Annotated in this window: 9 protein-coding genes; all 9 read left to right on the forward strand. The window is 66.2% G+C overall.

Annotated features, from left to right (window positions below):
* The first annotated feature begins 359 nt into the window (after window positions 1-359).
* The 9 genes from AC3WJP_RS28840 to AC3WJP_RS28880 are packed head-to-tail and all read left to right on the forward strand — an operon-like array spanning window position 360 to window position 10,130.
* Window positions 360-1,952, forward strand: a complete 1,593-nt coding sequence (locus tag AC3WJP_RS28840) for an ABC transporter substrate-binding protein (protein WP_493722995.1) — start codon at window positions 360-362, stop codon at window positions 1,950-1,952.
* 12 nt (window positions 1,953-1,964) lie between these two features.
* On the forward strand, window positions 1,965-2,774 hold the full coding sequence (locus tag AC3WJP_RS28845) for an SDR family oxidoreductase (protein ID WP_493722996.1): 810 nt from the start codon (window positions 1,965-1,967) through the stop codon (window positions 2,772-2,774).
* Between the two features lies 1 nt (window position 2,775).
* Complete coding sequence (locus tag AC3WJP_RS28850) at window positions 2,776-3,756, forward strand: ABC transporter permease (RefSeq protein ID WP_493722997.1); 981 nt, start codon at window positions 2,776-2,778, stop codon at window positions 3,754-3,756.
* Window positions 3,753-4,583, forward strand: a complete 831-nt coding sequence (locus AC3WJP_RS28855; RefSeq protein ID WP_493722998.1) for an ABC transporter permease — start codon at window positions 3,753-3,755, stop codon at window positions 4,581-4,583. The genes AC3WJP_RS28850 and AC3WJP_RS28855 overlap by 4 nt, the downstream gene beginning before the upstream one ends.
* The gene (locus tag AC3WJP_RS28860; RefSeq protein WP_493722999.1) at window positions 4,580-5,599 is read left to right on the forward strand and encodes an ABC transporter ATP-binding protein; all 1,020 of its coding nucleotides are present in this window, start codon (window positions 4,580-4,582) and stop codon (window positions 5,597-5,599) included. Before AC3WJP_RS28855 ends, AC3WJP_RS28860 begins: the two co-directional genes overlap by 4 nt.
* Window positions 5,596-6,567 carry an ABC transporter ATP-binding protein gene (locus tag AC3WJP_RS28865; protein WP_493723000.1) on the forward strand — a complete coding sequence of 324 codons (972 nt, stop codon included), beginning with the start codon at window positions 5,596-5,598 and terminating at the stop codon, window positions 6,565-6,567. Before AC3WJP_RS28860 ends, AC3WJP_RS28865 begins: the two co-directional genes overlap by 4 nt.
* A complete protein-coding gene (locus AC3WJP_RS28870; RefSeq protein WP_493723001.1) occupies window positions 6,564-7,364 on the forward strand; it encodes a class II aldolase/adducin family protein in 801 nt (266 codons plus the stop codon). The genes AC3WJP_RS28865 and AC3WJP_RS28870 overlap by 4 nt, the downstream gene beginning before the upstream one ends.
* Window positions 7,365-7,368: 4 nt before the next feature.
* On the forward strand, window positions 7,369-8,511 hold the full coding sequence (locus AC3WJP_RS28875) for an LLM class flavin-dependent oxidoreductase (RefSeq protein ID WP_493723002.1): 1,143 nt from the start codon (window positions 7,369-7,371) through the stop codon (window positions 8,509-8,511).
* Window positions 8,512-8,537: 26 nt separating this feature from the next.
* On the forward strand, window positions 8,538-10,130 hold the full coding sequence (locus AC3WJP_RS28880; protein ID WP_493723003.1) for a rhodanese-like domain-containing protein: 1,593 nt from the start codon (window positions 8,538-8,540) through the stop codon (window positions 10,128-10,130).
* The last annotated feature ends 98 nt before the right edge of the window (window positions 10,131-10,228 follow it).

A 10,228-nucleotide genomic window follows, 5' to 3' on the forward strand; every position in this document is an offset into this window, starting at 1 on the left:
CTGCGCAAGCGTGCCTCCACGCGGGAACCCCTCGCGCCAGCGAGGGGCCAATGGTGGGGGCGGCGACCCCAAGGCCGACTCGAAAGCAGAACCACCCCGATCCCAAAAAAACGACAAGTCAGAAATAACCACCCAAGGAATAAGCTTATATCCCCAACCCGCGCTTATTTCGAATAACCCACATCGCCTAAGAATATGCACTAACGATATTGGCGATCCATAACCTGACTCTATAGCGTGACCACACCGGAATACCGGCTCCCCTGCGCAGATCGCCCCGATCGCCAATCGTTTTCTTCTGGAGTCGCCACGCAAAGCAGACCGCCAACGATCTGCGCGGGCCTGACTGGATATCTTCAATGAGATTCGACCTGTCATCCCTTCGCCGTAGTGGTGTGCCCGTGATCGCCGCCGGTTTGATCACGTTGTTCGGCAGCGCCCAGGCAATGGCCGTGACCCTGACCGCCATCGTGCAGCCAGAGCCGGTAGCCCTGACCTCGAGCTTCAACACCAACTTCCCCAATGGCGTGGTCTCCAACAATATCTATGAAGGCTTGGTCAGCTATGACCAGAACATGCAGCCGCAACCGAGCCTGGCGCTGTCGTGGGACATCGCCAAGGACGGCCTGAGCATCACCTTCCACCTGCGCCACGGGGTCAAATGGCATGACGGCCAGCCCTTCACCTCGGCCGACGTCAAATACTCCGCCCTGGAGGTCTGGAAAAAGGTCCACCCCCGCGGCCGCACCACCTTCGCGGCCCTCGAAGACGTGCAGACCCCCGACCCGTACACCGCCGTGTTCAAGCTCAAGCAGCCATCGCTGGTGATCCTCAGCTCGATCAACGCCAACGAAGCGCAGATCCTGCCGGAGCACTTGTATGCCGGCACCGACATTCTGAAAAATCCGCACAACCTCGACCCGATCGGCACCGGCCCGTTCAAGTTCGTCAAATGGGAGCGCGGCCAGTACATCGAGCTGACACGCAACCCGGATTACTGGGACGCCGGCAAGCCCAAGGTCGACAAACTGGTGTTCCGCATCATCCCCGACGCCAGCTCGCGCGCCGCCGCACTGGAGACCGGCGAGGTGCAGTATTCGCCCTACGATTCGGTGCCCTTCAGCGACGTCGAACGGCTGAGCCACAACCCCGAACTGGTGGTCGCCAAACGTGGCTACGAGTCCTCCGCCGCCTACGTGTTCCTCGAATTCAACCTGCGCAACCCCATACTGGCCAACCTCAAGGTGCGCCAGGCCATCGATCAGGCGATCGACAAGCAGGCGTTGATCGACGTGGTCTGGTACGGCCTGGGCAAACCCGCGACCGGACCGGTACCGTCATCGCTGAAGAATTTCTACACCACCGACGGCGTGCAACAGTACCCCTTCGACATCGCCGCGGCCGACAAGCTGCTGGATGAAGCTGGCTATCCTCGCCAGGCCGATGGCGTGCGTTTTCGCATCAACATCGACTACCAGCCGTTCCACGAAGGCTTCAAGAACCAGTCCGAATTCATCCGCCAGAGCCTGAAGAAAGTCGGCATCGACGTGAACGTGCGTACCCAGGATCTGGCTGGGTTCATCAAGCGTGTCTACAGCGACTATGACTTCGATATCGACACCGGCCGCTGGGTCCCCATGATGGACCCGCAGATCGGCGGCCTGCGCCAGTACTCCACTGCCAACATCACCCCTGGTGTGCCGTGGAGCAACGCCTCGAACTACAGCAGCCCGGCCATGGACAAGGTCATCGCCGCCCTGCAAGGCGAGATCGACCCGACGCGGCGCCAGCAGGACTTCTACGAATTCCAGCGCATCGCCCAGCGTGACCTGCCCGTGGTGCCGCTGTTCGAACAACAGAATTTCACCGTCTACAGCAAGCGCCTGCAAGGTGTGAGCGTGGAGCCGGACGGTGCCTTGTCATCCCTCAAAGACGTGTCCATCGCGCCCTAACGGAGCACTGCCATGCACCTGCAACTCACTGACAAGCACGTCGTCATCACCGGCGCCAGCAAGGGCATCGGCCTGGCCATCGCCCATGCGTTCGCCGCCGAAGGTGCGCGCCTGAGTCTGATCGCCCGCGACCCGGCCACCCTCGAAGAAGCCCGGCGCCAGTTCGCCCATGCCGGCATCCAGGTGCAGGTGATCAGTGCCAACCTCAGCGACGCCGCTGCGGCCGAAGCGGCGATTGCCGATGCCGAAACCCGCCAAGGACCGATCGATATCCTCGTCAACAGCGCCGGTGCGGCCAAGCGTACCGAGCCCGAGTTGCTCGACGCGCAGACCTGGCAAGCGGCGCTGGACGCCAAGTTCTTCCCCACCATCCATACCCAGGATGCGGTGCTCAAGCGCCTGCTGGCCAGGGCCGAAGCCAGCGGCCAGCCGCTACAGGGCGCGGCCATCGTCAACATCGTCGGCACCGGCGGCAAACATCCCACCGCCACCCACCTGCCCGGGGGCTCGGCCAACGCCGCCCTGCTGCTGTCCACTGTGGGCCTGGCCAAGCACTACGCCCGCCATGGCATTCGCATCAACGCCATCAACCCTGGCTTCACCTACACCGGCCGCGTCGACCAGGCCATCAGCCTCGAAGCCACCCGCCGCGGCATCAGCAAGGAGCAAGCGCTGCAAGATGCCGAGGCGCAGATTCCCCTGGGCCGATTCGCCCGTCCCGAAGAAGTCGCCGACCTCGCCGTATTCCTCGCCAGCGCGCGGGCCAGCTACATCACCGGCGCGATCATCCCGGTCAACGGCGGCGCGGACCCGGTGATCTGACGTGCGAGCCCTCGGCAAATACATGCTGCGCCGGCTCGCCCAACTGCTGCCGGTAGCCCTGATCATCGTGCTGTCCTCGTACCTGCTGCTGCGCATGGCGCCTGGCGACATGGTCGACGTGATGGCCGGCGAGTCCGGCGCGGCGACCCCGGAATACATGGCCCAGCTGCGCCAGCAGTTCGACCTGGACGCCCCCGGCTACGTGCTGTTCGGCCGCTACCTGGACAACCTCGCGCACCTCAACCTGGGCTACTCGTTCCGCAACAGCATGCCGGTGGCCGAGCTGATCGCCGACCGCGTACCCGCCACCCTGACCTTGATGCTGGTGGCCGTGGTCATCGCCGCGGTGCTGGGCATCGCCCTCGGCGCGGTGGCCGCGCGCTATCGCGGACGCTGGCCGGATGAAGTGATCTCGACCCTGTCGACCATCGGCTTCGCCACCCCGGTGTTCTGGGTCGGGCTGATATTGATCGTGGTGTTTTCGATCAACCTGCGCTGGCTGCCCTCGGCCGGCATGCAGACCATCGGCGGCGTCGATGGCACCTGGGCCACATTCGTCGACCGGGTGCGCTACATGGCCCTGCCGGCCCTGAGCCTGTCGTTCTTCTACCTCTCGATCTACGTGCGCATGACCCGCTCGGCGATGCTCGAAGTCTATGGCCTGGATTTCATCCGCACGGCCCGCGCCAAGGGCATCAGCGAAGCGCGCGTGGCCGTGCGCCACGTGCTGCGCAATGCACTGCTGCCGCTGGTGACCGTCACCGGCCTGCAACTGGGCTCGCTGATGGGCGGCTCGATCGTGGTCGAGACAGTATTTTCCTGGCCCGGGCTGGGGCGTCTGGCGTTCGACGCGGTGTTCCAGCGCGACATCAACCTGCTGCTGGGCATCTTCCTGTGCAGCTCGTTCCTGGTGATCCTCATGAACCTGCTGGTCGATCTGCTCTACGCCCTGCTCGACCCGCGTATCGAGATTCGCTCATGAAAACGATCCTGCGCCTGGGCCATTCCCGCGCGCTGCTGCTGGGGCTGGCGATTCTGCTGCTGATCAGCCTTGCCGCGCTGCTCGCCAACTGGCTGTACCCCGGTGACCCGTTCGATATCGTCGGCCGCGCCAATCAATGGCCGGGCAGCAATCCGCGCTACCCGCTGGGCACCGACATGCTCGGCCGCGACCTCACTGCAGGCATGCTGCATGCCGCGCGCGTATCCTTGCTGGTCGGGGTCGGTGCGGCGAGCCTGTCGGTGCTGATCGGCACCACCGTCGGCGTGGTCAGCGGCTATGCCGGCGGCTGGCTCGACGACTGCCTGATGCGCCTGACCGAACTGTTCCAGACCATGCCCAGCTTCCTCTTCGCGATCCTGCTGGTGGTGATCCTGCAGCCCTCGATCGGCAGCATCGTGTTCGCCATCGGCATCACCTCCTGGCCGCAGATTTCCCGGCTGGTGCGGGCCGAAGCGCTGCGCGTGCGGCAGCAGGATTTCGTCAGCGCAGCCCTGACCATGGGCATCCGCCATCCGGCGATCATCTGGCGGCACATCCTGCCCAACAGCCTCTCGCCGGTGATCGTCGCCACCTCGATCCTTATCGCCCAGGCGATCCTCACCGAAGCGTCGCTGTCGTTTCTCGGCCTCGGCGACCCCAGCGTGATCTCGTGGGGCAGCATGGTCGGCGCCGGACGCTCCTCCCTGCGCACCGCCTGGTACATGACGGCGCTCCCCGGCGGCGCGATCTTTTTCGCGGTGATGGGCTTCATGTACCTGGGCAACGGCCTCAACGACCTGCTCAATCCGCGGACGGAAGCACGATGAACGCCCCTTTACTGGACGTACACAACCTGCGCGTGGAATTCGGCACGCCGAGCACGCCGCTGATCGCGGTCAACGATCTGTCCTTGCAAGTGCACGCCGGCGAGACCCTGGCCATCGTCGGTGAGTCCGGCTGCGGCAAGTCGGTCACGGCGCTGGCGCTGACCCGCCTGCTGCATGGCAGCCAGGCGCGCCTGAGCGGTTCGGTGCGCTACCGCGGCGAGGAGCTCAGCGGCCTCGACGAACGCGCCATGCGCGCTATTCGCGGGCGCCACATCGGCATGATTTTCCAGGACCCGATGTCGGCACTCAACCCGGTGATGAGCATCGGCGACCAGTTGATCGAAGCCATTCAGGCCCATCAGTCACTGCCTCGCGTACAGGCACGGGCCCGCGCGGTGGAACTGCTGGAGCGGGTGCGCATTCCGGAACCGCACAAGCGCCTGGACGACTACCCGCATCGTTTCTCCGGTGGCATGCGCCAGCGCGTAGTGATCGCCATGGCCCTCGCCGGCGGCCCGTCGCTGCTGATCGCCGACGAGCCGACCACGGCCCTGGATGTGACCATCCAGGCGCAGATTCTCAACCTGCTCGGCAGCCTGCAGCGCGAGCTGGGCATGGGCCTGATCCTGATCACCCACGACCTCGGCGTGGTCGCCGAAAGCGCCGACCGGGTGATGGTCATGTATGCCGGGCGCAAGGTCGAAGAGCAACCGGTGCACGGCCTCTTCGCCCACCCGCGTCACCCCTATACCCGCGGCCTGATCGGCGCACGCCCGGCGCTGCAACTCGAGGCGCTCGACCCCGGCAAGCGCCGCGTGCGCCTCAAGGAAATCCCCGGTATGGTCCCGATGCTCTCGCAACTGCCGGCAGGCTGCGCCTTTGCCGCGCGCTGCGAGCATGCCGACACGCGCTGCCAGCAGTTGCCGCAGCTGCAGGCGTTGCCCGGCCAATGGGCCGCCGTGGCCTGCCATCATCCTCATCAAGCGCCACAGCGGCTGCACCGGGCCATGGCATGAAGCGTTTATTGGAAGTGCGCAATCTGTCGGTGCGCTACCCCACCGCCCGCGGCGAACTCAATGCGGTGAGCGCCGTCAACTTGGATCTCGACGCCGGCCAGACCCTCGGCCTGGTGGGGGAATCAGGCTGCGGCAAATCCTCGCTGGGGCGCACCCTGGTGCATCTGGTCAAGCCCAGCGAGGGCGAGATACGGGTCAAGGGTACCGACCTTGCGCGCCTGTCCGGGCGCCAGTTGCAGGCCCGCCGTCAGGATGTACAGATGGTCTTTCAAGACCCATCCAGCGCCCTCGATCCGCGCCTGAGCCTGTTCGACTCGATCGCCGAGCCGCTGCGCGCCCGTGGCGAGCTCAACCGTCAGCAACGCCAGCAACGCGTAGCCGAACTGATGCAACAGGTGGGTCTGCACCCGGACCTCGCCGGCCGCCTGCCCCATCAACTGTCCGGCGGCCAGCGCCAGCGCGTGGTGATCGCCCGTGCCCTGGCGCCGCGCCCGGCACTGATCGTCTGCGACGAGCCGGTATCGGCGCTGGACGTCTCGCTGCAGGCGCAGATCCTCAACCTGCTGTGCGACCTGCAGGAGCAACTGGGCGTTGCCTATCTGTTCATCAGCCACGATCTGTCGGTGGTGCAGTACCTGGCCGACCGCATTGCCGTGATGTATCTGGGCGAGATCGTCGAGATCGGCGATCGCGCGCTGTTCTGGCAACGCCCGGCCCATCCCTACAGCCAGGCGCTGATCGCCGCCGTGCCGATCATGGACCCAAGCCGCAGCCGCGCCGCCGATAAACAGGTGCTGACCGGTGACGTGCCGAGCCCGTTCACGCCGCCCAGCGGCTGCCGGTTCCATACGCGCTGCGCGCACGTCCATCAGCGTTGCCGCGAACAGGCGCCGCGCCTGCAAACCCTGCAAGTCGGGCACCAGGTTGCCTGCCACCTCTATGACGCCACCTCCGGAGCGCCCGCATGACTGTTCTTTCGCAAGCCCACTCAGGCGCTCTCGCCGACCCCGTTTCAGCCCAGCGCAAGGCCCGCGAGGACCTCGCCGCCGCCCACCGCCTGGCCGTGTGGCACGACTTCAGCGAGGGCATCTACAACCACTTCACGGTGGCCGTGCCCGGTAGCGTCGATAGCTTTCTGCTGCCGCCCTTCGGCCTGCATTGGGCGGAGGTGAACGCCAGCGAACTGATGGAAATCGGCTTCGACGGTCGGCAGATCAGCGGTGAAGGCGTCATTCAGCGCTCGGCCTATTGCATCCACGCGCCGATCCATGCCGCCCATCCCAAGCATGCCGCAGTGCTGCATACCCACATGCCCTACGTCAGCACCCTGACCCGACTGCGTGACCAGCACTTGCATGCCGTGGGCCATATCGAAGCGCAACTGGTGGACCAGATCGCCTACGACGAAGACTACGACGGCCTGGCGCGCGACCCGTCCGAGGGCCGGCGCCTGGCCGACATCCTCGGCGAGCGCAGCATCCTGTTCATGGGCAACCATGGCGTGCTGGTCACCGGCCGCAGCGTCGCCGAAGCCTACGACCGCCTCTACACCCTGGAGCGCGCCGCACGCCTGCAGGTTTATGCGCTGTGGACCGGCCAGCCGCTGCGCGGCCTGAGCAGCGCCCAGGTCGAAAAGGTTCAGGAGCAGATCCACAACACGCCCCTGCACGACGCCGCCAGCAGCAGCTACAAGCCGGGCTATCAGCTGCATTTCGAAGCCCTGCGCCGATTGCTCGACCGCCGCGAACCCGACTACCGGAACTGACCCCGTGCCCACGCCTCTGCTGCCTCTGCCCGCCCACAGCCCACTCGGCCAGGCCCTGCGCCAGCCGTTGCTGCTGGGGTTGTTCCTGCCGATCCACAATGGTGGCTGGACCATGTCCGCTTACCCACGGGACACCGACTGGACCTTCGACTACAACGCCGCCCTGACCCAGCAGGCCGAGGCCTTGGGTTTCGACCTGGTGTTCGGCCCGGCCCATTGGCTGTCCAAGGGCGGCTTCGGCGGCGACATGCGCTATCGCGAGACCGCCCTCGATACGTTGATGACCAGCGCCGGCCTGGCGGCGATCACCGAACGCATTCTGTTGATCTCCACCGTGCATGTGTTCTACGGCCCCTGGCATCCGCTGCACCTGGCAAAGTTCGGCGCCACCCTGGACCACATGTCCGGTGGGCGCTGGGGCCTGAACCTGGTCACCGGCTTTCGCCAGGATGAATGGGCCATGTTCGGCCAGCAGCAGATCGAACATGACCGCCGCTACGCGCTGGCCGGCGAGTATGTCGACATCCTGCAGACGCTGTGGCGCAGCGACGAGAACTTCGATTACCACAGCGAGCAGTGGCAGCTGAACAAGGCCTTCGTGACGCCCAAGCCGGTGCACGGCCGGCCGATCATCGTTAGCGCCACCAGCTCGGCGGCGGGCATCCAGCACGCCGTGGCCCAGGCCGATCTGATCTTCGTCACCAGCCCGGCCGGCGCCAGTTTCGCCGCGGCCATCGAAGCCCTGCCGGCGATCAATCGCCAGGTCAAGGACGCGGCGGCGGCCATCGGCCGTGACGTGCGTACCCTGGTCAACCCGATGATCATCGCCCGCGATACCGAGGCCGAGGCATGGGCCGTGTACCAGGCGATTCTCGATCAAGTCGACGACGCCGCAGTGGACGGTTTCTTTCATACCCACGCCACCGGCGACAGCCGCTCCTGGCGCGGCCATCAGCGCGACGAGCGCATCGTCGGCGGCAACATTCAACTGATCGGCACCCCGGCGCAGATCGCTGAACAGATCATCCAGCTCAAGGCCGCCGGTTGCGACGGCCTGCAATTGTGCTTCGTCGACTACCAGCCAGAGCTGGCGTACTTCGGCGAACACATTCTCCCGCTTCTGCACCAGGCCGGCCTGCGGCTATGACCCCTCACTTGCGACAAGGAACGAGCATGAGCGCCCATCCTCAGATTGAAACCAGCGCCACGAACGCCACGCTGATCACCCTCGACACCCTGCAACACTGGCTGGACGACGGCGCCGAACTGGCATTCGTCGACATCCGCGAAGAAGGCCTGTTCGGTGAAGACCACCCGCTGCTGGCGATCAACGTGCCCTACAGCCTGCTGGAAACCGAGCTGCCCTCGCGGGTGCCGCGCCTGACCACGCGTCTGGTGCTGCTGGCCGAGCACGACCGCCATGGCCTGCATGCCGCGCAGTTGCTCGGCGACCTCGGTTACAGCGCCGTGCACGTGCTGGGCGGCGGCCTGCAGACCTGGCAGCGCGCCGGGCTGGCGACCTTCCAGGGCATCAACGTGCCGAGCAAGGCCTTCGCCGAATGCGTCGAGCACAGCCTGCACACCCCGGCCATCGCCCCGGACGAGCTGCAACGCTTGATCATCGATGAAGCCGATTACGTGCTGCTCGACAGCCGCACCCTGGAGGAATACCAGCGCTTCCACGTGCCTACCGCCCGGGGCGTGCCGAGCGCCGAACTGCTGTACCGCTTCGATGACCTGGTACCGTCGCCGGACACCCTGGTGGTGGTCTCGTGCGCAGGCCGTACCCGAGGCATCGTCGGCGCGCAGACGCTGATCAACGCCGGGGTGCCGAACAAGGTGGTGGCGCTGTCCGGCGGTACTCAGGGCTGGCGCCTGGCCGGGCTGTCGACGGTCAACAACGATTCGACCCGCTACTCGGGCCTGAGCGTCGGTGCCCGGCAACAGGCGATCCAGCGCGCCCATGCCCTGGCGGCGCGGCATGGCTTGAAGTTCATCGACGAGCAGACGCTGAGCCGCTGGCAGGCCGACGCCGAGCGCACTACCTATGTGTTCGACGTGCGCAGCCGCGAGGAATTCGCCCACAGCCACCGCGCCGATGCCCTCCATGTGGCGGGCGGCCAACTGGTGCAGGCGCTGGACCTATGGGCGGGCACACGCAATGCGCGCATCGTGCTCAACGACGAAGACGGTGTGCGCGCCATCACCACCGCCCATTGGCTGCAGCAGTTGGGCTGGGAAGCCAGCGTGCTGATCGGCATCGCCGCCAACGCCGTGCCGCGGCCACTGCCGCAGGCCGACTGGAGCGGTATCGAGCACATCAATGCGCAGACTGCCGCGCAGTGGCTGAGCGAGGGCGCCGTGGCCTTGAGCGCCGACCGCAGCGGTGATTTCAAGCAGGCCCACCCCCAGGGTGCGCAGTGGGTCAACCGCTCGCGCTTGCAGGCGTTGCCGGCACAGTTGCAAGGCGCCGAGCGGGTGCTGGTGTTCGCCGAGGCGCTCGAATTGGCTCGCGGCGTCGCCCGGGACCTGAGCCAGGCCGGCTTGCCAGTGTATGTGGTGAACGCCGGGGTGCGCGATTGGCAGGCGGCGGGCATCGAGGTGGTCGACGGGCCGCTGGAGGATGGGCTGCGGGTCGATTATCTGTTCTGGCTGCATGACCGCCATGAGGGCAATACCCAGGCCAGTGCCGCTTACATCGCCTGGGAAGAAGACCTGCCACGGCAGATCGGCGATCACGCCAATGGGCGGTTCCGGATCAAGTGATCCGGTGCCTGCTTCGACCCTGTAGCGGGGGGGGGGGGGGGGGGGGGGGGGGGGGGGGGGGGGGGGGGGGGGGGGGGGGGGGGGGGGGGGGGGGGGGG

This window comes from Pseudomonas sp. GW821-FHT01A09, assembly GCF_058986725.1.

Excerpts from the sequence above, each read along its gene's own strand:
- AC3WJP_RS28870 (WP_493723001.1), top strand. The coding sequence starts at position 6,564 with ATGACTGTTCTTTCGCAAGCCCACTCAGGCGCTCTCGCCGACCCCGTT.
- AC3WJP_RS28865 (WP_493723000.1), top strand. The coding sequence starts at position 5,596 with ATGAAGCGTTTATTGGAAGTGCGCAATCTGTCGGTGCGCTACCCCACC.
- AC3WJP_RS28855 (WP_493722998.1), top strand. The coding sequence starts at position 3,753 with ATGAAAACGATCCTGCGCCTGGGCCATTCCCGCGCGCTGCTGCTGGGG.
- AC3WJP_RS28880 (WP_493723003.1), top strand. The coding sequence starts at position 8,538 with ATGAGCGCCCATCCTCAGATTGAAACCAGCGCCACGAACGCCACGCTG.
- AC3WJP_RS28840 (WP_493722995.1), top strand. The coding sequence starts at position 360 with ATGAGATTCGACCTGTCATCCCTTCGCCGTAGTGGTGTGCCCGTGATC.
- AC3WJP_RS28845 (WP_493722996.1), top strand. The coding sequence starts at position 1,965 with ATGCACCTGCAACTCACTGACAAGCACGTCGTCATCACCGGCGCCAGC.
- AC3WJP_RS28860 (WP_493722999.1), top strand. The coding sequence starts at position 4,580 with ATGAACGCCCCTTTACTGGACGTACACAACCTGCGCGTGGAATTCGGC.